This window comes from Peribacillus sp. BM1 (genome assembly GCF_056679975.1).
The window spans coordinates 3,620,201-3,642,208 of sequence record NZ_CM155259.1; the positions used below are offsets into that span (position 1 = coordinate 3,620,201).

Consider the following 22,008-nt stretch of genomic DNA (forward strand, 5'->3'; position numbering starts at 1 on the left):
GCAGTTTTTAGATCCTGAACCTTTTTCATCGCCTAAGTTGGGAGTAGACTCTCATAGATGTTTTTTACACACAAAAAGACCATATGAATCACTGATTCATATGGTCTTTCATTTGTTGAAGGATTTTCTTTTCCAAACGAGATACTTGCACTTGCGATATGCCTAAACGCACGGCCACCTCTGATTGAGTTTGATCTTTATAATAACGCAAATAGACAATTAATCGCTCTCGTTCGTCCAATCCATGAATTGCTTCTTTTAAGGCAATCTTATCAAACCATTTTGTTTCATTCGTATCTGCAATTTGGTCAAGTAGGGTGATAGGGTCCCCATCATTTTCATATACGGTTTCATGAATGGATGATGGACTGCGGCTTGCTTCCTGTGCAAGGACAATTTCTTCTGGAGTCAGCTCCAAGTGCTCGGCAAGTTCCGTCAATGTTGGGACTCGCCCATATGTCTTCGAAAGTTCTTCCTTAGCACGCCGGACCTTATGCGCCATTTCCTTTAACGATCGACTTACTTTTACGGTTCCATCATCACGTATGAAACGTTGAATTTCACCGATAATCATCGGAACCGCGTACGTGGAAAATTTCACTTCAAACGATAGATCGAACTTGTCAACAGATTTCAGAAGACCGATACAGCCAATTTGATATAAATCATCAGGCTCATAGCCTCGATTCAAAAATCTCTGCACGACCGACCAGACTAATCTTAGATTACTATTTACAATCTTGTCCCTAGCTTCTTGGTCCCCACTCTGGCTGCGTCGGATTAGCATCCGTAATTCGTCATCTTTTAAATGGACCTGGTTCTTCTTGTTTTTAACCTCCACATCCATAGGCGTGTCTCCCTTAATTGCACAAAGCTTTGGTTTTAGTTAAGTGCTTTTTTAGTCGAATGATGGTTCCTTCGCCTTTATGGGAAATGACATGCATTTCGTCCATGAAATTTTCCATAATCGTAAAGCCCATTCCCGATCTTTCGAGTTCTGGCTTTGTCGTATAAAGCGGTTGCAGTGCTTCGTCTAAGTCTTCGATTCCAAGGCCCTCATCACGAATTTCCAATTCAACCATATCTTCTTCAAGGACAACAGAAATATAAACAACACCAGTTGGGTCATTTTCATAGCCATGAATGATGGAGTTCGTCACCCCTTCAGATATGACAGTCTTAATCTCTGTTAATTCATCCAGTGTCGGATCTAATTGTGCGATAAATGATGCGACAGACACCCTCGCAAACGATTCGTTTTGGCTGAGTGCCGAGAATGTCAATTCCATTTTATTTTTCATATTAGGCAACCCCCAATCTTTGTAAAGCATTTTCTTCAGAAATATCAAGCTTGATAATTTTAAACAATCCTGACATATCAAACAAGCGCTTTACAGATGGCGAGATTGCACAGACAACCATTTCACCTTCGTTTTTCTTAATTTGGTTATAGCGTCCAAGAATGACGCCCAGCCCTGAGCTATCCATAAATGTTAACTCTTCAAGGTTAAGCACGATATGTTTAATCTCCTGTTTCTCCAGTACGGATTCAGCCTGTTGTTTTAGCTTTGCAGCTGTATGGTGATCCAATTCTCCTTTTAGACGGATACATAAGACTCGATTTTTAGTTTCCATTTCAATTATCAGACTCAAACTTCATGCCTCCCTATCTGTCGTATAAGGAGTGAATTTCTACTTTTAGAGGGTCAATTCCTTCTTATTGGCAAAACTAGTGGGTTTTCGGCTAAAAAAGAAAAATTTGGCTTGATTTTGACACAAAACGCTACTCTGTTTTTATAAACATGCCGAAAGATCGTTTATATAGATCCCACCAGCTTGCTTTCTTCACTGTATTTTTCGCTACGACGGGTGAGCTCGTCACTTTTTTTCCATCTTTTAAGATTTCAATTGTGCCAATTTTTTCACCCTTCTCGATCGGTGCTTTTATATGTTTGTCGAGTTTGATATTTTTTGTAAAATCTTTCGCTGAACCGCCTTTTGCGGTTAATACAGAAATCGGCTCACTCGTTACACCCGTAACAGTTTTCTTATTCCCTTTACTTACAGAAACCGTATCAAGATCGACACCTCGCTTATATAGCGGGTGGGTCATAAATTGTGAAAATGCATAATCCAGCATTTTCGTCACCTGTGCATTCCGTTCTTTCGGTGTCGGGGCCCCCATTACGACCGCAATGACCCGCATATCGCCTTTTTTCGCAGTCGCTGTTAAGCAATATTTCGCTTCATTTGTAAATCCAGTTTTCAATCCATCAACACCTGGATAAAATCTAACAAGTTTATTTGTATTAACAAGCCAGAATTTCTTGTCGGTATCTTCACGAAGGTATGCTTCGTATGTCCCTGTAAATTTGGTAATTAAGTCATATTTCAATAATTCCTTGGCCATAATCGCCATATCATGCGCTGTACTGTAATGATCAGGCTCTGGGAGTCCTGTGGCATTTTGGAACTTCGTTTGATTTGCACCTAGTTCCTTCGCTCTCTTATTCATTTTGTTGACAAATGCTTCTTCAGAACCTTCCAGTCTTTCAGCCATTGCAACCGATGCATCGTTTCCTGAACCAATCGCAATTCCTTTCAACATTTGTTCAACCGTCATAACTTCTCCAGGTTCTAGAAAGATTTGCGATCCTCCCATTGAGGCGGCATATTCGCTTGTGCTAATCTTTTCATTTAACTTTAATTCACCTTTATCAAGCGCCTCCATGATGAGTAGCATAGTCATAATTTTTGTCATACTAGCAGGTGGCAGCTGCTCTTCTGCGTTTTTGTCATATAAAACTGTTCCGGTATCTCTTTCAATTAAAATGGCCGATTTCGCCTGTTCTGCCAATTCAACGCCATTTTTCTCAGCAGCAAAACTATGTGGAATGCTCATGCTTGTTAGTAGTAGAATGGCTGCGCATATACTTACTATCCGCTTCATCTGCAAACCCCTCCTATTCTTGATAGCTTTATTTTTTCCAAAATAATCATTAATATACAGACCTTGTTAATTAAAAAGGAAAATGAAGGAAGAGACCTATCAGTATTTGCTTTTATTTCGATTCGACTCATATTTTTTGATTTCGACGCATTAATAAATTATTTCATCTAATTTCTACTAAATTAAGCGGTCTTCGTTGCAAATGGAGTGGTTTCATTCAAATATTGGCCTAATTTACAGATATCAGCTATTCCCCACAATATACCGGCCAATTTGCAACTTATATCAGCTGTGAGCTAAACTCCTATTCCTTAAATACGAAAAAAAGCCGTCCCATGAGAAAGAGGCCGCTGAAAAAGTAATTCTTTATACAAGTTTTGAAAATTTCCATCAATATACAGATAATAAAATAGACTTTTTCAGTGACCCACCATGAAAAAGGGTCAGAACCCACATCTACTATATATCGTTTAAGGCATGAACAGAACACAATAAACGGTGTATAGAGTGTGAGACCTGACCCTTTAGGACAACTTTATTTTCATCAAAATTATTCCGTAATTTGTTTGTATATAAGCTTTGGTTTTTCGACTTTTTCAGAAGAAATTGTAATATTAGCATACAGTTTTTCTTCGACAGCAGAAACGTCTTCAAAGTTACTGTAAATTGTCACAAGGGACTCCCCTTTGGCGACGCGATCGCCAATCTTCTTATTTAGCATAAGGCCCACAGCTAAATCAATCTCAGATTCTTTTGTAGCCCGTCCTGCTCCTAGAAGCATTGCAGCAGTTCCTATTTCGTCTGCTACGATTGTAGAAACATATCCATCTTCTTTCGCCATAAGCTCAAATATGTATTGGGCTTGTGGAAGCTTCTCTGGATGATCAACAATCGTTCCGTCTCCTCCTTGTGCTTCAAGGAAAGTTTTGAAAGAAGCAAGTGCTGAGCCGTCCTTGATTGCTTCTGTAAGCATCGTTCTTGCACTTTCAATAGATTCCGCCTTCTTCGCTAAATACACCATATAACTACCAAGCGTTAAGGAAAGTTCCGTTAGATCTTCCGGTCCCTCTCCTTTTAATGTATCAATCGCTTCTTTTACTTCTAATGCATTTCCGATGGCAAAGCCAAGTGGTTGGCTCATGTCTGAAATTATCGCCATTGTATTACGGCCTACGTTATTCCCGATACTTACCATTGCCTTAGCCAACTGTTCAGAATCCTCCACCGTTTTCATAAATGCACCCGCGCCTGTTTTCACATCCAAAACGATAGCGTCCGCACCAGCGGCAATTTTCTTACTCATAATCGAGCTTGCGATCAATGCGATATTGTCAACTGTTGCTGTAACATCACGTAAGGCATAAAGCTTTTTATCGGCTGGAGTCAGGTTCCCGCTTTGGCCAATTACAGCGAGTTTATTTTTATTGACCAGATGGATAAACTCTTCATTTTCGATTTCTACATGGAAGCCTTCAACTGCTTCTAGTTTGTCAATTGTTCCACCAGTATGACCAAGACCGCGGCCTGACATTTTCGCAACAGGTACACCGACAGCAGCAACAAGCGGCCCTAGCACAAGTGTTGTCGTATCACCCACACCACCGGTGCTATGCTTATCCACTTTAATTCCTTCTATCGCTGATAGATCAATCGTATCTCCCGAGTTGACCATCGCCATCGTTAAGTCAGCACGTTCTTTTTCACCCATGCCTTTAAAGTAAATAGCCATGGCGAACGCACTCATCTGGTAATCAGGAATCGATCCCTTTGTGTAACCGTCAATAATAAAGTTAATTTCCTCTGTTGATAGTTCAAAGCCATCCCGTTTTTTTGCAATTAAATCAACCATTCTCACCTGAAATCACCTTTTCTTAAAAAATTTTTAATTTACATTTGATTAACAATTTCTTTTACAAAGCTTAAGAAGCTGCTTTTTACTTTCTCCGTCGTTTCAATTACTTCTTCATGCGATAGTGGCTGACCCAAGATGCCAGCTGCCATATTCGTGATACAAGAGATACCTAGCACTTCAATCCCTGAATGACGAGCTATGATAACCTCTGGCACAGTTGACATCCCTACTGCGTCTCCGCCCATAACCCTTGCAAGACGGATTTCTGCTGGTGTTTCATAAGTTGGACCGCTAAATCCTAAGTAGACGCCCTCTTTTGTATCAAGTTGAAGTGAAGTAGCAATCTCCTTCGCTTTTGCACGAAGCTGCTTACTGTATGCTTCAGACATATCCGGGAAGCGTGGACCAAAGCGCTCATCGTTCGGTCCAATCAAAGGATTTGTCCCTGTGTAATTTATATGATCTGTAATGAGCATTAAATCACCTGGAACAAAACTTTCATTCACGCTGCCGGCAGCGTTCGTCACAATCATTTTCTCCACACCAAGAAGTTTCATAACACGAACTGGGAACGTGACCAATTCCATAGGATAGCCCTCATAATAGTGGAAACGGCCTTGCATAGCGACAACCTTTTTCCCGCTTAGTTCGCCAAGTACCAGCTGCCCTGCATGCCCTTCAACGGTTGACACTGGGAACTCTGGAATCTCACTGTACGGAATTTTCACTGCATTTTCAATTTCGTCCGCTAATACACCTAGACCTGATCCTAAAATTAAGCCAATTTCTGGTGTTGCATTAAATTTTTCTTTAATAAACGATGCTGCTTTTTCAATTTTTTCGTACATTCCGCAATTCTCCCTTTATTCTTTTTATTGTTCGTGAGCAATATCAACATCAACAATCTTTTAACGAAGATATCCTAACAAACTTTTTCCAAACTCCGGCATTTTCACCTTAAAATTATCTGCTACTGTTGCGCCGAGATCAGCAAATGTTTGACTAATTGGCAATTGTTTCCCATTTGTAAAGCGTTTTGAGTAGATAAGTAATGGTACGTATTCACGTGTATGGTCTGTTCCTGCGTGAACGGGATCATTCCCATGGTCTGCAGTAATGATTAATAAATCATCTTCTCCCAGTTTACTAAACACTTCTGGCATACGTGCGTCGAATTCCTCTAACGCTTTTCCGTATCCGATTGGATCGCGGCGATGTCCGAATAATGCATCAAAGTCAACTAAATTTAAGAAACTTAAGCCTGTAAAGTCCATATCTAGCGTCTGCAATAACTTATCCATTCCATCCATATTGGAAACCGTTCGCAATGACTTAGTTACACCTTCCCCATCAAAAATATCAGAAATTTTCCCGATGGCCAGAACGTCCAAACCTTCATCTTTTAATTCATTCATAACGGTTCGATCGAACGGTTTTAATGCATAGTCATGGCGATTCGACGTTCTTTGGAAATGGCCTGATTCCCCGATAAACGGTCTAGCAATGACACGGCCGATTTTATATTCATCAGCCCATGTCAATTCACGAGCAATTTCACAAATTTTATATAATTCATCTAGCGGAACCACTTCTTCATGCGCGGCAATCTGAAGAACAGAATCAGCGGATGTATAAACAATCAGCGCCCCTGTTTTCATATGCTCTTCACCAAGTTGGTCGAGAATTTCTGTTCCACTTGCTGGAATATTTCCGATGATTGAGCGACCTGTTCTTGCTTCTAATTCGTGAATGAGCAACTCTGGGAACCCATCAGGAAAGACGCGGAAAGGCTTTGTGATATTCAAACCCATAATTTCCCAATGACCAGTCATTGTATCTTTTCCCGTTGATGCTTCTTGCATTTTAGAGAAAAATCCTAGTGGTTGTTCCGCTTTATCCACACCTTGAATTTCTCGAATATTACTTAGCCCCAATTTTCCTAAATTCGGCATTTTTAATCCGTTCATCTTCTCTGCGATATGACCAAGTGTATCCGCACCCTTATCACCAAATAATTCAGCATCCGGCGCCTCGCCGATCCCAACTGAATCCATCACAACTAAGAAAATTCGTTTATATTTAGATGCTTCTTTCATGTTCATTCCTCCTTGCTTTTTACCTCTATCTTTTATACTACCCGTAACAATATTGATTAAATCCCGTTTTAAAATGTAAGCGTTCTTCGAGGTCAGAAGTCTGACAACCTTATTGTAAACGAATGACTATCCTTTTTTCAATGATTATATATTTTAAAAACCTCACAACCACTACTGACAGTCTAATTAAAGTCCTTTAAATCGATAAAGTGAAACCTCAATCAGTGGGGTTTTCTTCATCCCCCACTGATTGTTAGTTGAACTAATCGGGCCTTTACGGGCAGTTATCCCCCACCTAGGTTTTCTCGTTTTGACTCATAACCTTGAGGTGGGGGTTTTACTGCCCGTTAATCTGCGATAAACAATGTGTAGTGTGCGAGGTCTAAACCTTTTGGTACGTTCCTATCCATCTATTAAGCTCTTGGATGGAACTTCGAATACACATCTTTCAAACGAACGTTTGTCACATGTGTGTATATTTGCGTGGTTGAAATATCGGCGTGCCCGAGCATTTCCTGCACCGCTCTTAAATCGGCTCCATTCATTAATAAGTGCGTGGCGAACGAATGGCGTAATGTATGTGGTGTTAGGTCTTTTTCAATGTTTGCTTCTTTCGCAAGCTTCTTTAAAATTTTCCAAAAGCCTTGCCGAGTCAAGCGATTCCCATGATGATTCAGAAATAGTGAATCGGTTTTATAATTTTTACTAACAAATTTGCCGCGAGCTTGAACTAGATACTGGTCAATGGCGAAAAGTGCTGTTTTTCCAATCGGAATAATTCTTTCTTTATTCCCTTTGCCGACACAACGCACAAAGCCCATTGTCGAGTGAACATCAGATACATTGAGATTAATCAATTCACTCACCCGCATACCTGTTGCATATAAGAGCTCAAGCATCGCCTTATCCCTAAATCCATATGGCTCGATAAGCTTTGGTGATTCAAGTAATGATTCAACTTCTTCCATACTTAACACTTTCGGAAGACTTCTTTCTGGCTGTGGTGATTCAATATGTACAGATGGATCTTGGTCTGTCACTTTTTCACGGATGAGAAATTGGTGAAAGGACCGGATCGAAGCAATATGTCTAGCAATTGTTTTCGAGGATTTCCCTTGATCTTTCAAGTGTGCAAGAAAATGGATAATGTTCGTCCTGCGTGAATCGTTCCAACTAGCCAGTTGACTGACATTTTTCAAGTAGGTCTGATACGATTTCAAGTCTCGCTCATAAGAAACAAGAGTGTTCTTAGCAAGCCCCTTCTCCACGGTCAAAAAGTGAATATAATCTCTTATTTGATCTTCCATGTGCATTACTCCCCATTTAAATAAAACAGCATAAGCCTGCTAAACCAAGTCTCTTCTTCTGGATGTTCCGCTGTTGTTACTTTAATTGCAGTTCCTTTCGGTTCATCATAGCGATGATACCCTTCAAACTCTTGATTTAACCATACCATGCCGCTATAAAAAAGAACAGTAAAGCTCACGAAGAGCAGCAATACCTTTGCAGTATGAAGTAACATGGATAATGATGTCTTCATTTCTTCCCTCCGTCCCCTGACTAACCATCTGTGAGATGAAAAACTCTCACTGATGGAAGTTTCACTTTATTCGAGTCTGCACTCTTTGGTTCACAGTTCGAATAACTTGTCTTACTTCAATCTATGCCAAGTCAGACAGGTTTTATACGGATTTTTGCTTTAAATAAGGGAAATATGCAAAAAACCTTCTCCTTGTGTAGGAAAAGGCTGCGTAACTCATTCAGTTGCTTCATCATCTTCTGTTTTATCATGGCATCTGTGGCAAATTCCGTGGAAGGTCAATCTATGATCCTTTATTTTAAAATTCCAATCACGTTCAACGATTACTTCTACATCTTCAAGCAAATCTTCCTGAATTTCGTCCACTGCACCACATTCCACACATACAAGATGATGATGAAAATGCGCTGCGCCTTCCTGTCTTAAATCGTATCGGGACACTCCGTCACCAAAGTTAATCTTATCAACTATTTTTAATTCAGTAAGCAATTCAAGCGTACGATATACTGTTGCCAAACCTATCTCCGGCGACTTCTCTTTGACAAGGAGGTAAACGTCTTCAGCGCTTAAATGATCCTCTTCATGTTCAAGTAAAACGCGGACGGTCGCTTCTCGTTGAGGCGTCAATTTATAGCTGGACGAGTGCAACTGCTTTTTTATTCGATCGATTCTAGTCTCCATACCTTTTCCCTCCCGCGCCGTATCGTTTCTATTATATCAAAAGAGGGAAAACTGTCAAAAAAGAAAATCTCCATCTGCTTATTTTTCTGCGAAAAAGGTACGGAGCTTCATATAGGTGATACAATTTATCGCGCATTAACGGGCAGCAGCCCCACCTCAAAGCTTAGAAGAATCGAGGAAGCATAGGTGGTGGGATAACTACCCGTAAAAGCCCGATTGGTGAGATACAGTGAACTTACCGCAATGCTCTTCAGTGGTAAAGTTTGCGCCCTCAGGATGTGGGTCACACAGACGCAAGACTAAAAGAAGCGGCGTACTTAGTCTGTAATTCATTGAAGCTTAGTTCGCACTGCCGATTGATCGAAGCGAAAGCGAAGAACTTAGCGACAGGAGAACGGGACTAAATAATCAGTGGGGATGAAGCCCCCACTGATTGAAATTTCACTTTATAGAACCTGGACCTTTTTCATCGCTTTAGTTTTAGAGCAGGCGCTCATGGATGTTTTATCTATTTAATAAACTAACAACATTTTTCATTAGAGAAGGAGATACATAGGCTTCAATTGCACCAGCGCAGGCTAAAAATACAACCGATACGGTCAATGCAAATATATAACGCATGATAATCGGCTTTAACGGCTCGCGAATTTGTTTCATGAGAATTCTTTGTATCATTTTCGTCGATAACGAAACGGATATGACGGCGATGATGATAAATACAGGAACGATAATAATATTTTGCGGTAGAATCGAAACAAAAGAAAGCAAGAAGCCCCCCCACCCCATTTGGCTAACCAAGAAACCAACTGTAAATCCAACTACTATTCCTTTTAAAAACAGTAAAACCAAAATTACAGGCAGACCGATTACTGACACTCCTAATATCCACATAACCGCTATATATTTTACATTATGAGAAAAGCTTTGGGTAAACATGTCCCAATCAGCCGTAACTTTCGCCTCGGATACTTGTCCAAAAAATTGCGATAGATAATAAAATAAGTCATCACTCTGAGTAAAGCTCAAACTATTGACAAGAATGGCCCCAAAGATGACCCCCATTAAAAATAGTACGGTAATAAACACATACAATGAGGAATGTTCGTTGATATGATTAATTGCTGCGTTTGGTACGACGGATTTTTTCTTCATCTTTTTTCCTCCCGACTATTACTTACTAAATTGTATGATGAATCGTGTCCATTATGACTCAGAATTTTTTTCAACATAAGAAGTTGTTTGTTTTTTTCAGACAACAGATATGTTTCGTGATATACTTTTCCAAACTTATTTTCAAATGTAGGAGGTATTTTAAAGAAATTTTGGTGTCTAGCTCCAGAGGCATCTTACCTTTTCATATAGGAGGCGATGAAATGAAGGCGATACTAAAAAAATCGAAACAGAGTTTATATGAGGCCGGCGCGTATTCACGCGATCAGTTAAAAGAATGGCTTCCTTTTGCGATCCATGAGCCTGTTTTGGAAAATACGGAAGAAAATATCCGCCGTTCTTGTGCTGAATTTCTTTTAAAGGAAGATATTCGGCTACATATTTACCGAAAAGAGGACGATGTTTTCGTCGGGTCAACTGGTCTTCACAGAATTAACTGGAATGTTCCTAAATTTGAAATCGGCTATTATTGGATTGATACTCACCCAATCAAGCAAGGATATATAACAGAGGCGATTGAAGCTTTAACCCATTTCACATTCGACTATTATGGAGCAAAGCGAGTAGAAATTCGATGCGATCCGAATAATGTTAGCAGTAGACGGATTCCCGGAAAATTGGGCTTGGTTCTTGAGGCAATTCTTCGAAATGATAGTGTGAGTGTGGATGGCAAATCGGTGCAGGATACTTGCGTGTTTTCGAAAATTATAAAATAAGAAAAGCCTGCTGTGATTTCAGCGGGCTTTTCTTTGCAGCTATATCTCCTTATTCTCTGTTCACTGTTTTAACATTTCGACTCTTCTAACACTCATTGTGGCGAGTGAGTAAATTCTTCAATGAGATTCCTTTTCATTTGCCTTCACCTTGCCATACCTTCCGCCGCCACCTGTCTCAATCACCAATTGCCCTTTACGTGCCAAATCAATATAGTGTGCAATTTTTTCAGGGACGACCTGCTTTAATTGTTCAAAGGTTGCTTCATGCAAAATATTCATTTCCGTACCGAAATAGTCCAGAAGTTTGTCCATTGTTTTCGGTCCAAGTCCTGGAATGAAATCGAGTGGAATTTGGTGAATATACGGTGGCCGTTCGCGATAGTTATGGGTGTGATTGATTTCCGCAAGCTCTGCAATCCGTAATGCAACACCTTTGACGATTGCTTTTGCTCCACAATTCAAGCACACTTTCGTATTTGGTTCAGCCGGTGCAAAGCATTTTGCACAGACAGTAGTATGATATTTGCCTAGCTTCGGATTCAGTCCATAATTCGTGGCAACCCTTCTGCCACCAGTTTCTTGAAATGCCATGTGAAGCTCTGAAAAGCTCGGTTCTTTGAGCTCCAGTTTTTGATATTCCCTAGCAATTTTTCCGAGTGAATGAGCATCAGAGTTCGTAATAAATACATAATCGTTCAGCTCATTCATCTCTTTGGCCATACTTGTGTCAGAGCTTAATCCAAGTTCTATCGCATCAATTAGTTTCGGGTCAAATACTTCCGTTAAACTTTTACTGACCCCTTTTCCGTACAAGCTTTTGAAAGGAGTAAACACATGGGCTGGAATAAACAGACCTCCTAGCTCCTTCACTTTTAGTTGCAACGTTTTTCCTTCGCAATAAATCCGTTGCGAGCTTAGTTGAATATTTGTCACATGCTGCGCCATCCAGTTTGAGAAAAGCCTCATCTTATCTAATGTCGGAAAATACGCTAGTACATGGACTGGACCCTTACACTGGCTATCATAGACTTCGATTTCTGAACCAGGAATAAGGGTCGTTTTGCCAAATCGTAAACCGCCTCCCTCTATTTCAGTTACGCTCCCCCGCTTCATCAACTCGTCTATTTCTTCGATGACCTCTGGTGAATGGCAATCAATGACACCAATCATATCCAGCCCTTTACGTTCACTTGATATCTTTAACACTTCAGATAACGTTAAGGATTTGGCACCAGTGATTTTAACTGCTTTACCCGTCCATGTCCGTCCGATGTGAATATGCAGATCTGCATAATATTCATTCATTTATTTACCAATCGCCTGTTGTAATTGTAAATACTGAACTGCATACGCCGTTTTCGCATCCTTGATCTTTCCTTCTAATTCATACTGGACAGCTTCTTCTAAAGTTAATTCCATCAGTTCCACAAATTCATCATCATCTGTCCCGGCTGGCTGCTCTATCTTGCGTAAACCATGAGCCACATACATATGCACGATTTCATCAGCGAACCCAGGTGATGTGTAGAAAGACGTAAGATGCTCCATTTTCGCACATCCATACCCTGTTTCTTCTTCTAATTCACGTGCAGCCGAATGAGCAGGATCTTCCCCTGGTTCAAGCTTACCAGCAGGAATTTCAATGAGACTTCTTTCCATAGCTTTCCGATACTGTTCGACCATAATGATCTTCCCTTCATCGGTTACCGCAATGACAGCCACTGCCCCTGGATGTTTAATAATTTCTCTTTTGCTCGTATTTCCGTCTGGCAATTCGACCTCATCCACCTGTAGGCTAATGATTTTTCCTTTAAATATAGATTGAGACGTAATCGTTTTTTCTTCAAACTTTTTCATTTTATCCACTCCTTGTTCTACTTCTCGCATGATCGTTCATATATTTTACCATAATAATGCTGGAGAGTGATTTTTATGAAACTGTATGTATTGGAAAAAGGGATTGTTCTTACGGGAAAGAGCTGGGAAATTAAACAAAAGCTTAAAGAATTCCAAGAAAAATATGAGTTTGTTAACGATTGGATTAACGACATTCACTCATCGAAAAAAGAACGATTTTTAACACGTATCAAGTGAAAGACAGACTGCTTCTTGATTATTTTAAAGAGAACCACCACTTTCTATTCAGATAATGTTAATTCATTGAGTAAGTCGCCTTCCTCCTTTACAATTGATTTATATTAAATTTTATAATGAAACAGTCATGATGAGGAGTGAAAGCGTTGGAAAAGCGAAAGTTAGGGAATTCTGATTTACAAATTTCTAAGATTGGTCTCGGCTGTATGTCGCTTGGGACGGATGAAAACCAAGCAAAGGAAATCATTAAAGCGGCACTTGACGAAGGTATCAATTACTTTGATACAGCAGATTTATATCATTTTGGTCAAAATGAAAAGATTGTTGGGGAATCGCTTCAATCGGTCCGCGATGATGTAGTGATTGCCACAAAGGTTGGAAATCGCTGGAATGAGAGTCTCGACAGCTGGAGCTGGGATCCTTCCGCAGACTATATAAAAAAAGCGGTAAAAGATAGCCTGCACCGTCTTGGGACGGACTATATCGATCTCTACCAGCTCCACGGAGGCACGATTGCAGATCATATTGAGGAAACAATTGATGCTTTCGAGGAATTAAAAAAAGAAGGATACATCCGCTATTATGGGATTTCCTCGATTCGCCCAAATGTCATTAAAGAATTTGCTGCAAAATCCAACATCGAATCCGTGATGATGCAGTATAGCCTGCTTGATCGTCGACCTGAAGAATGGTTACCGCTGCTTTCCGAAAATAAAATCAGCGTAATTGCCCGAGGACCTGTTGCGAAAGGGCTTTTAAGCGAAAAAATGCTTGAGAAAGCTTCTGAAAAAATAAAGCAGAATGGATACTTAGATTATAGCTTTACAGAATTAGAAGCCATTCTGCCACAGATAAAAGAAAAACTAACTCCACGCAATCTGAACGAAACGGCACTACAATATGTTCTGTCACATCCAGAGGTCGGTGCAGTTATTCCAGGAGCAAGCTCCGTCCAGCAGCTTCGTGAAAACTGCCGTGCTGCTTTATGCACTCCACTTTCCGAAGAAGAAATTCTTTTCCTAAAACAACTGACGAAAGCAGGGATTTACGACAGCCACCGTGATTAAAACTAAGAAGGGTCAGACCTCGCAAGTTTTATATACAGCTCAAATTAAGCGTAAGTAACGCTTTAAACTGTTGTTCATAAAGTGCGAGTCAGACCTTTTTCGTGTTTATTTATAATTTTTCCAATTTAGATCACTTTCACCAAGCAGCTCTTCAAACGACTTGTTTTTCTCGCGTAATCTTCGTTCTTCTTTCTTTTTCGCTTCTTCCGCTGCTGTGTTCGCCGCTTGGGCTTCAGTCAGCTCTTTTTGTTTGCTTTTAAGCTGCGCCATAATATCCCCGCCGATTAAATCTCCAAGCTTTAACGAATCGTCTTTCTCTCTTTTCGGATGTTGTTGCTTCGTTTGCTTTTTCTTCATAGTAAAAAACCTCCACTAAATTCGTACCTATTAGTATATCACGATTGCTTCATAATTTGGATTCATTTGTCATCTGATTCTGCCAGCTATATAATGATAGTATTTCATGGAAATCGAGGGATGTAAGATGAAAAAGTGGTTTTTTGCGTTAGCCGGGGTGCTGATTTACATAATCGGAATCGGCATCTATTTTTCCAATCGAGTAATGTTTATGAAGAAAAAAGAAGATGAATTTATTAAAAAACGTGAAATTACAGCAAAGCGATTGAATCCACAGGATTTTGCGGCGCTGCCGAAAATGGAAAGCTGGGTTGTTTCGCCTTCAGGCTATCGATTGAAATGTTTATTTATTGAACCGCATGATACGAATAAATGGGTAATTATTTGTCATGGAGTGACGGAAAATAAGGTAAATTCGATTAAATATAGTTCGATTTTTCTTGAACGTGGCTTCAATACTGTGATTTATGACCACCGCCGCCACGGGGAATCTGGTGGTAAAACGAGCAGCTATGGTCATTATGAGAAATTCGATTTACAGGCGGTAATCGCTGGGTTAAAGAAACAAAAAGGTGACGACCTTCTGATTGGCATTCATGGCGAATCCATGGGTGCGGCAACTTTACTTTTATATGCTGGTATGATTGAAGATGGAGCTGATTTTTATATCGCCGATTGCTCGTTTTCTAATTTTGAAGAGCAATTACAGCATCAGATTACGAAGGAGATTCCTTTACCTACCTGGACTGTCCTTCCAATTGGACGCGCCTTCATCAGGCTTCGCGACCATTATTGGACGAGTGCAATCTCCCCGATTGACTTTGTGCAAAATATTAAGAAACCGGTTCTGTTCATTCATAGTCAAAATGACTCGTTCATTCCAGCTTCGATGACCGTTGATTTATTCGAAAAAAAACAAGGGCCCAAGCAGCTATATTTAGCGGTTAATGGCGCACATGCTCAAAGCTACAATGAAAATCGCGAAGAGTATGAGCAGGCAATTGATGAATTTCTCCATAAATATGTATTAGCCAATAACGCAAAAGCCGCTTTGTAGGAGTTCTCCTGCAAAACGGCTTTTTTTTATACTACTTTATTATGATAGCTTAATCGCGGATTCAGCATGCCATTTGGACTTTTTAGCTGAAAACTGTTCACTTCGGGAACAAAATCAATTTTCATTACTTCGTCGAGAAAAATGGCCTTTGTACGTTCTATATATATAGGCATTAGATTCGTGTCAATCTGCACGTCATCTGCCTCAGGTTTAGCCACTAGCCATAATGCCGTTACACCGCTCATCACACAGCCGCAGCCCTCTGTATCATACTTTAACTTCATATAGCCATCCCGGCCATTAAGTATTTCCTTCATTTTCTGTTGAGCCATCTCTGTCCATTCAATTTTCATGCTTTCCACTCCTTATCGAGACCTATTATACCGAATCTCTCCTATTGCGTTAATTATTTTGCTTATAAGCCGATCTACAAGCCAATTGACCTGTAATGGATCGAAAGCACATATTTACTTATAGCTCGGTAGGGTTCTTTCCCTTTACAATTAAAAATACTACAATAGTGGGAAGGAATAACTGGGGATTTTTGCTCTGAAATCGATAATTCCCCCTATTTATTTCAAGTTACTAAGCCCTAAGGAAAAAGAGAAAGGTGATTAAGATGAATGTATTAGCAGTTATGATTGGTGGCTTTTTCGGTGCTGTATGTAGGTATGCTTTGGGAGTATGGATACCTACAAATCATGGATTTCCTTTGGGTACCTTACTAATAAATCTGATTGGCTGCCTCTTCCTCGGTTGGTTTCTAACATTTATGGGCCAAAAGAAAAGAATAAGACCCGAATTTACGTTAATTATTGGAACAGGTTTTATCGGTTCATTTACAACCTTTTCAACCTTTTCAGTGGAGACTATTCATTTATTCCAAGAAGGTCTTATTTTTCTAGCACTACTCTATGTTTTAACAACCACAATACTAGGCTTACTATTAGCTTATTTAGGTCGTAAATTGGCATTAACATATAAAGAAAAAGGAGATGTAGTATGATTTGGTTAATCGGACTAGGCGGTTCATTAGGTGCTACTGCTAGATTTTTATTAGGCAGTTTTATTACGAACAAAGCTCAAAGAGTGCATCCATTCCCAATCGGTACTTGGATTATTAATATTACAGGCTCATTTTTTCTTGGAGTTCTTGCCGGTCTTCATCAGACAAATCAAATCAGTGATTGGGTATGGGCTTTTTTGGGGGTTGGTTTCTGTGGTGCATATACAACCTTTTCTACCTTTGGACATGAAACCATAACTTTAATACAATCTGATAAAATAAAATTAGCCATTCTTTATGTAATAACTTCAGTCATAATAGGTGGTATTTCAGCATTGGCTGGTCTAATTATTTAAAGAAAGCAACGTATCTATTAGGATTCACTAAACCAGCTGTATAGTGACAGTAAAGTTATTTAATTTTAAAACCCCAAACACGAATAACTCCGTTCTGATTTTAGGTCGGGGTTAAAATAAAGTTGGTTAATTTTTAAATGTAAAATCTTCACTGCGCTTAATCATCTAACAATAAAATCATATAAATCTAAGTGTTCTTCAAACTTATTCAAGAAAAGCACCATGTTCGCTCAACAAGTAGTCTCCGCACATGACCAGTCTCTTGCATGTTTCAAAGTAATGTCGATAAACATGGATAAAGCTGGGGAAACCCACTTGTTTTTGTGATAAGCGACTTGGGAAAATATCTGTTTAAAGCCACCAACGCAGGGAATTACTTTTAACCTTCCTTCCTTGATTTCATCATTTACTGTCATTAAAGGTAAACAAGCAATACCAAGCCCACTCATGACACAACGTTTCATCGCTTCTATACTCCAAAGCTCCATCGTGTGGGAAGGTACAGTCCCCCGTTCTTCAAGGTATTCTTCAAACATCGTTCGATAACTGCATTCTTTCTCGTTCGCAATCAAACACTCGCTTATCTTTTGATTTTCGTAGCTTTTATCTAGATTATTCAGCGAACAGTCAGGACTTCCAACAAGGACAATCGGTTCGTCTAATAACGAATGGACGATTAAATCTGAATCCTGCAACTGTGGTAACATGACAAATGCAATATCTGCACTACCATTAAGTATTGCTCTCTTGTTATCTCCACAGGTGGCGTTACTTAAACTGATGCTTACATGAGGAAACTTCTTTCTATATTCTCTTAATATTGGTTCTAGGCGATATACCGTTAGTGATTCCGGAGCCGCAATCTTTAACTCCCCTCTCATATCCTCTCCATCACTGGTAACGCTTTCGATCTTTCCATAGGTATCTAAAATCTCTTGAGTATAGGGCAACAACTTCTTGCCAATATCAGTCAATCTTATCTTTCGGCCCATCCGATCAAACAGAGGTGCGCCTAAATGTTCTTCAAGCGCCTGAATATGAGAAGTCACCGTGGATTGAGTGTAACCTAAATGTTCTGCTGCTTGTGTGAAGCTACCCGTTTCAATGACCTTGTTAAACGTAATAAAATGGCGTATTTCCATCGTTTCACCAACCTTTATTTTACTCTTACTTCTATAGTATCAAAAAAATCAATGGATAACTTCATAAACTTCATTTTTACTAATAATCAGTTACAAGTTAATGTTAAGAAAAATAGAAATCAGGAAGATAAATATTGGATACCCTTAGAATCGAAATTGTTAAAGTGTCAAATGAGAAGGTAGTCGCCCGATGCCCGTTCATGATGCAACCAGACGACACTTTGGACAGCTTCATGGAGGAGCTTCAGTAGTGAAACTGTAGGAAGTTGGAATCTCTTGGATATGGGGAATGAATATGCAATTGAATTGGAGATTAGCGCCAATCACATTCGTGGAGAGAGTGAAGGAACTGTAAAAGCTACTGGTTTTCCCATCCACAAAACAACCATGGTTTGGGAAATTCAAATTACAGATGAGAAGAATAAGCCTATCTGTTTTTCTAGATGTACAACGGCTGCAAAAAAAAAGATAGAGAAAAATAATTCATACATAGTTCAACTAGTAATACAACAACTTTAAACCAATATTTTAAGTTGATCCGCACTCTGTTAAACATTGTTGTTGATTTCAGTAGGTAAAGTAGATAAATTCAATATTTCCATTACAAAAATATAAATAGTATATCTTTTTATAAACACAATTGGGGGAGTTAATAAATGATTACGGTTTGCGATGATAAGTATAAAGAAGATGTCATTAAATTAATATTGCATGTACAGAATGTGGAGTATGAATTGGGTATTAGTGTCGAAGAACAACCAGATATTCTAGACATTCAATCGAATTATATAAATGACGGTGGTAACTTTTGGATAGCGTTAAATAATAACGGAAAGGTTGTAGGTTCTATTGGTTTGCAGAAGATAACCAATGAGGTTGCAGTATTAAAGAAATTTTTCGTTTATAAAGATTATCGTGGTAAAGAGGTTGGGATAGGAACAGGTCTTTACGAAACATTACTTGTTTTTGCGAAGAAACAAGGGTTTACTAAGGTGATTTTAGATACTCCATCTAAAGCTACTAGGTCACATGGTTTCTATAAAAAAGTTGGATTTAAGGAGATTGCCAAAGAGGATTTGCCCATTAAATATGACTACCCTGATAGAGATTCACTTATTTTTAAATTAGACCTATCTAAGAAAAAATATTGAACTTTTGAGAATATGTAGTTAGAAACGATTAAATAGCCACCGTGCATCTAAAAAGTCAGGATAATATTTTAAGTAACTCCTTGGGAATTAGAATGCATCTTACACCAAGAATGTAGAATATGATGAAAAATATCCATAGAATGAGGGTGGAGTTTTGAAACGTATACACTATAGCTGGTTTATTCTTACCGTAACATTTTTCTCCATTATTGTAGCTGGAATTGTCATGTCATCATCAGGGGTTTTCATAAATCCTTTCGAAAATGAATTTGGCTGGGATCGATCTGTTATTGCACTAGCTTTTGCCATTAGTATGTTTTTATATGGTATATCAGGTCCGTTTATGGCAGCATTACTTGATGTGATTGGCTTAAAGAAAATGATGATAATTTCTATGGCAACTTTGCTGACGGGTATCATACTAACCGTCATAATGAATCAATCATGGCAGCTGATTATCATTTGGGGCTTTATTATTGGGCTAGGATCAAGTCTTTTTTTAACGGTATTAAGTCCATATGTAGCGAATCATTGGTTTGAGAAACGAAGAGGTCTTGCAGTAGGAATATTAACGGCAAGTACAGCGACAGGCCAGTTAATTCTACTTCCTGTCTTAGCGGCTATTATAGAGAATTTTTCGTGGCGCCCAGCGATCGGTTTAATGATGATCCTTAGTTTCATTATGCTTATCATAATCTTTTTATTTATGAAAAACACACCAAAAGATGTTGGTATTCTTCCATATGGACTTGAAGAGGAAATACAAAAGAACAATGAAGGACAAAAGGAAAATCCTATTGTTATCGCCTTCAATGGTCTATTCGAAGCTGTGAAAGTGAAGGAATTTTGGTTATTAGCTGGTAGTTTCTTTATTTGCGGGCTTTCAACGAGTGGTTTAATTGGTACACATTTTGTTTCTTACTGTATTAGTTTTGGAGTACCTTTAGTTACAGCAGCTTCGATTCTTTCGTTTATGGGAATTTTTAATCTAGTAGGAACAACTCTATCCGGTTGGCTGTCGGATCGATTCGATAATCGATGGCTATTATTTTGGTACTACGGTTTAAGAGGGGTTTCTCTTGTATTCCTTCCCTATGCATTAAATGAAGGTTCCATTAATATGCTAGTTATCTTTACTGTGTTTTATGGATTAGATTGGATTGCAACTGTTCCACCAACGATTAGTATCTCAAGACAAATCTTCGGCATCAATAAAAGTGGAATAGTTTATGGTTGGATTTATGCATTCCATCAGGCAGGTGCAGCAGCTGCCGCTTATGGAGGGGGGCTGATCTATAAATTTTTCAACACTTACACTTGGGCATTCTTCTTGGCAGGAGTTTTCTGTTTATTAGCAAGCTTATTTGTCATTATTATTAAAAAACAGCATTCAAGTCAATTAACAAAAGAAGGATTAATGAATATATAGCAATGCATAGAAAGCTAAAATTGATGTATTTACTTTACTCTCACCGCACAGGATTGACAAAGTTTTTATAGATTCTGGCAAGCAGTCTGTATTCAAGAGAATCTATATTTTAATTACTAAAAGGTGCTGCTCTGGAGTAACTAAAGCCTAATTCCCAGATGCTAGAAGCCAGAAATCAGGCATTTATATTTGGATTTCCTTAATGTTGTATATCTGCATTTTCCTAACGCTATCTTAATTATCTTTTTCCTTCTTTTACTAACCTGCGTCATTAATTTAAGTTCATTTCTTCACATTCTATTATAATTGACTTGGAAAGAGCACTTATAACATATACAAATAGTTCCATATTGTAAATATAACGATTTTATTTGTAATTAAATAACTTTATTGTCGCCTAACATTTCTGTTATAAATCATTTTTCATATTTGACAGTGTTCAGGGGAAATTAAGTAAAGATGGTGTTAGCAAGGAGGGAAAGGTTAGTGAAAAAACTATGTTATACAATCCTATCTGTATGGATTGGACTAATAGCCGCAAACTCATACGTCAGTGCTGAGGAGCTAACGGGATCCAGACAGACTCAGCCTGTTGTAAAAATAGGGAAACCTGCACCGAATTTTGAATTAACGACGTTATCAGGAGAGCAAATAAAGCTTTCGGATTATCGAGGCAAAGTAGTAATTCTAAACTTGTGGGCGACATGGTGTCCGCCTTGCAAAGCAGAGATGCCGGAAATGCAAAGTTTTTATGAAAAAAGTCGTAATTCGGATATTACTCTGTTGTCAGTAAATTTAACAGCTCAAGAAAAAAATGAAAAAGCGGTCGCTGATTTCGTTGCAAACTATCAATTAACATTCCCGATTTTGTTAGACAAAACAGACACTGTTGGAAAGCTGTACAAAACCATTTCCATCCCAACAAGCTACATTATCGATCGCGAGGGCATCATTAGAGAAAAGGTCATTGGGCCGATGGATGAAGAGAAAATGGCTATTTTAGCACACGAGGCGAGCTGAAAAATCTGAAAGCAGTACAAAGAATTTTTTCATTGTTTCGCTGTGGATAAAGACTACTCGCTGATTTTTCCATATCTTTTGTTCCGACTTCGAAGCAGAATGCCTTCGTATCCTATGTGGAAGAAAAAAACACCTACCTTCACAGGTCATTCATTAGACCACTGAAGGCGGGTGTTGCATACGAACGATAAAACGATTTTGCCATGTAATTTTCGATTCTGGATCGAAAATTGCTCATTCCCGCGCGTAAATCTTGATTCCAACTCGTAATCTTAATCAACTGGACTGGGCTTCCCTACTTTTCCTGGTGAGAAGGCCGGATTT

At 39.0% G+C, this 22,008-nt stretch carries 26 protein-coding genes; 10 read left to right on the top strand and 16 right to left on the bottom strand.

Translation table 11 applies throughout. The annotated features are described in order from the left end of the window. Positions 1 to 88: 88 nt before the first annotated feature. From sigF to spoIIM, 11 genes are all read right to left on the bottom strand, one after another. A complete protein-coding gene (gene sigF / locus AC1MGI_RS17430; protein ID WP_062178463.1) occupies positions 89 to 847 on the bottom strand; it encodes an RNA polymerase sporulation sigma factor SigF in 759 nt (252 codons plus the stop codon). Positions 848 to 860: 13 nt separating this feature from the next. Continuing rightward, the gene (gene spoIIAB / locus AC1MGI_RS17435; RefSeq protein ID WP_480346575.1) at positions 861 to 1,301 is read right to left on the bottom strand and encodes an anti-sigma F factor; all 441 of its coding nucleotides are present in this window, start codon (positions 1,299 to 1,301) and stop codon (positions 861 to 863) included. Between the two features lies 1 nt (position 1,302). Beyond that, on the bottom strand, positions 1,303 to 1,653 hold the full coding sequence (gene spoIIAA / locus AC1MGI_RS17440) for an anti-sigma F factor antagonist (RefSeq protein ID WP_480346577.1): 351 nt from the start codon (positions 1,651 to 1,653) through the stop codon (positions 1,303 to 1,305). A gap of 130 nt (positions 1,654 to 1,783) precedes the next feature. Beyond that, positions 1,784 to 2,950: a D-alanyl-D-alanine carboxypeptidase family protein gene (locus tag AC1MGI_RS17445; RefSeq protein ID WP_480346579.1), complete on the bottom strand. Its 1,167-nt coding sequence runs from the start codon at positions 2,948 to 2,950 to the stop codon at positions 1,784 to 1,786. A gap of 550 nt (positions 2,951 to 3,500) precedes the next feature. Then, positions 3,501 to 4,805, bottom strand: coding sequence for a pyrimidine-nucleoside phosphorylase (locus AC1MGI_RS17450; protein WP_480346581.1), 1,305 nt, complete (start codon positions 4,803 to 4,805; stop codon positions 3,501 to 3,503). 32 nt (positions 4,806 to 4,837) lie between these two features. Then, a complete protein-coding gene (locus tag AC1MGI_RS17455) occupies positions 4,838 to 5,650 on the bottom strand; it encodes a purine-nucleoside phosphorylase (protein WP_480346583.1) in 813 nt (270 codons plus the stop codon). A gap of 60 nt (positions 5,651 to 5,710) precedes the next feature. Continuing rightward, positions 5,711 to 6,898, bottom strand: a complete 1,188-nt coding sequence (gene deoB / locus AC1MGI_RS17460) for a phosphopentomutase (protein ID WP_480346585.1) — start codon at positions 6,896 to 6,898, stop codon at positions 5,711 to 5,713. Positions 6,899 to 7,311: 413 nt separating this feature from the next. Further along, the gene (gene xerD, locus AC1MGI_RS17465) at positions 7,312 to 8,205 is read right to left on the bottom strand and encodes a site-specific tyrosine recombinase XerD (RefSeq protein ID WP_480346587.1); all 894 of its coding nucleotides are present in this window, start codon (positions 8,203 to 8,205) and stop codon (positions 7,312 to 7,314) included. A 5-nt stretch (positions 8,206 to 8,210) separates the two neighbouring features. Next, the gene (locus AC1MGI_RS17470; RefSeq protein WP_049682018.1) at positions 8,211 to 8,438 is read right to left on the bottom strand and encodes a YqzK family protein; all 228 of its coding nucleotides are present in this window, start codon (positions 8,436 to 8,438) and stop codon (positions 8,211 to 8,213) included. Between the two features lie 216 nt (positions 8,439 to 8,654). Further along, positions 8,655 to 9,119 (bottom strand): ferric iron uptake transcriptional regulator, encoded by a 465-nt coding sequence (fur, locus tag AC1MGI_RS17475; RefSeq protein ID WP_480346589.1) that lies wholly within the window; start codon positions 9,117 to 9,119, stop codon positions 8,655 to 8,657. Positions 9,120 to 9,623: 504 nt separating this feature from the next. Next, positions 9,624 to 10,271, bottom strand: coding sequence for a stage II sporulation protein M (gene spoIIM, locus AC1MGI_RS17480; protein ID WP_480346591.1), 648 nt, complete (start codon positions 10,269 to 10,271; stop codon positions 9,624 to 9,626). A 221-nt stretch (positions 10,272 to 10,492) separates the two neighbouring features. On the opposite strand from spoIIM, the gene AC1MGI_RS17485 reads away from it, so the two are divergent. Beyond that, the gene (locus AC1MGI_RS17485; protein WP_480346593.1) at positions 10,493 to 11,005 is read left to right on the top strand and encodes a GNAT family N-acetyltransferase; all 513 of its coding nucleotides are present in this window, start codon (positions 10,493 to 10,495) and stop codon (positions 11,003 to 11,005) included. Positions 11,006 to 11,122: 117 nt separating this feature from the next. Here AC1MGI_RS17485 and AC1MGI_RS17490 read toward each other — a convergent pair whose 3' ends face one another. Together AC1MGI_RS17490 and AC1MGI_RS17495 are read right to left on the bottom strand one after the other, a co-directional pair. Beyond that, positions 11,123 to 12,310, bottom strand: a complete 1,188-nt coding sequence (locus AC1MGI_RS17490) for an endonuclease Q family protein (RefSeq protein WP_480346595.1) — start codon at positions 12,308 to 12,310, stop codon at positions 11,123 to 11,125. After that, positions 12,311 to 12,862: an NUDIX hydrolase gene (locus AC1MGI_RS17495; RefSeq protein WP_480346597.1), complete on the bottom strand. Its 552-nt coding sequence runs from the start codon at positions 12,860 to 12,862 to the stop codon at positions 12,311 to 12,313. Positions 12,863 to 12,937: 75 nt separating this feature from the next. Between AC1MGI_RS17495 and mciZ the strand changes: the two genes are divergently transcribed. Both mciZ and AC1MGI_RS17505 read left to right on the top strand, forming a co-directional pair. After that, positions 12,938 to 13,099 carry a Z-ring formation inhibitor MciZ gene (mciZ, locus tag AC1MGI_RS17500; protein ID WP_480346599.1) on the top strand — a complete coding sequence of 54 codons (162 nt, stop codon included), beginning with the start codon at positions 12,938 to 12,940 and terminating at the stop codon, positions 13,097 to 13,099. 146 nt (positions 13,100 to 13,245) lie between these two features. Then, on the top strand, positions 13,246 to 14,166 hold the full coding sequence (locus AC1MGI_RS17505; protein ID WP_480346601.1) for an aldo/keto reductase: 921 nt from the start codon (positions 13,246 to 13,248) through the stop codon (positions 14,164 to 14,166). A gap of 105 nt (positions 14,167 to 14,271) precedes the next feature. On the opposite strand, the gene AC1MGI_RS17510 is transcribed toward AC1MGI_RS17505, so the two are convergent. Beyond that, positions 14,272 to 14,523: a YqkE family protein gene (locus tag AC1MGI_RS17510; RefSeq protein ID WP_480346602.1), complete on the bottom strand. Its 252-nt coding sequence runs from the start codon at positions 14,521 to 14,523 to the stop codon at positions 14,272 to 14,274. A gap of 127 nt (positions 14,524 to 14,650) precedes the next feature. Between AC1MGI_RS17510 and AC1MGI_RS17515 the strand changes: the two genes are divergently transcribed. After that, positions 14,651 to 15,580 carry an alpha/beta hydrolase gene (locus AC1MGI_RS17515; RefSeq protein WP_480346604.1) on the top strand — a complete coding sequence of 310 codons (930 nt, stop codon included), beginning with the start codon at positions 14,651 to 14,653 and terminating at the stop codon, positions 15,578 to 15,580. Between the two features lie 26 nt (positions 15,581 to 15,606). Here AC1MGI_RS17515 and AC1MGI_RS17520 read toward each other — a convergent pair whose 3' ends face one another. Beyond that, positions 15,607 to 15,933, bottom strand: a complete 327-nt coding sequence (locus AC1MGI_RS17520) for an iron-sulfur cluster biosynthesis family protein (protein ID WP_480346606.1) — start codon at positions 15,931 to 15,933, stop codon at positions 15,607 to 15,609. A 266-nt stretch (positions 15,934 to 16,199) separates the two neighbouring features. On the opposite strand from AC1MGI_RS17520, the gene crcB (AC1MGI_RS17525) reads away from it, so the two are divergent. Both crcB (AC1MGI_RS17525) and crcB (AC1MGI_RS17530) read left to right on the top strand, forming a co-directional pair. Further along, positions 16,200 to 16,586, top strand: coding sequence for a fluoride efflux transporter CrcB (gene crcB / locus AC1MGI_RS17525; RefSeq protein ID WP_480346608.1), 387 nt, complete (start codon positions 16,200 to 16,202; stop codon positions 16,584 to 16,586). Further along, positions 16,583 to 16,942: a fluoride efflux transporter CrcB gene (gene crcB / locus AC1MGI_RS17530; protein WP_480346609.1), complete on the top strand. Its 360-nt coding sequence runs from the start codon at positions 16,583 to 16,585 to the stop codon at positions 16,940 to 16,942. Before crcB (AC1MGI_RS17525) ends, crcB (AC1MGI_RS17530) begins: the two co-directional genes overlap by 4 nt. A gap of 230 nt (positions 16,943 to 17,172) precedes the next feature. Here the strand turns inward: crcB (AC1MGI_RS17530) and AC1MGI_RS17535 are convergent, their stop codons facing one another. After that, entirely contained in the window at positions 17,173 to 18,084 is a 912-nt protein-coding gene (locus AC1MGI_RS17535; RefSeq protein ID WP_480346611.1) for a LysR family transcriptional regulator, read from the bottom strand. A 282-nt stretch (positions 18,085 to 18,366) separates the two neighbouring features. On the opposite strand from AC1MGI_RS17535, the gene AC1MGI_RS17540 reads away from it, so the two are divergent. The 4 genes from AC1MGI_RS17540 to AC1MGI_RS17555 all read left to right on the top strand — a co-directional run bounded on the left by AC1MGI_RS17540 (position 18,367) and on the right by AC1MGI_RS17555 (position 21,684). Next, on the top strand, positions 18,367 to 18,603 hold the full coding sequence (locus AC1MGI_RS17540) for a hotdog fold thioesterase (protein WP_480349851.1): 237 nt from the start codon (positions 18,367 to 18,369) through the stop codon (positions 18,601 to 18,603). Between the two features lie 137 nt (positions 18,604 to 18,740). Further along, the gene (locus AC1MGI_RS17545) at positions 18,741 to 19,235 is read left to right on the top strand and encodes a GNAT family N-acetyltransferase (RefSeq protein ID WP_480346613.1); all 495 of its coding nucleotides are present in this window, start codon (positions 18,741 to 18,743) and stop codon (positions 19,233 to 19,235) included. 154 nt (positions 19,236 to 19,389) lie between these two features. Further along, positions 19,390 to 20,664 (top strand): MFS transporter, encoded by a 1,275-nt coding sequence (locus AC1MGI_RS17550; protein WP_480346615.1) that lies wholly within the window; start codon positions 19,390 to 19,392, stop codon positions 20,662 to 20,664. A gap of 486 nt (positions 20,665 to 21,150) precedes the next feature. Beyond that, a complete protein-coding gene (locus AC1MGI_RS17555; protein ID WP_480346617.1) occupies positions 21,151 to 21,684 on the top strand; it encodes a TlpA disulfide reductase family protein in 534 nt (177 codons plus the stop codon). Positions 21,685 to 22,008 lie beyond the last annotated feature (324 nt).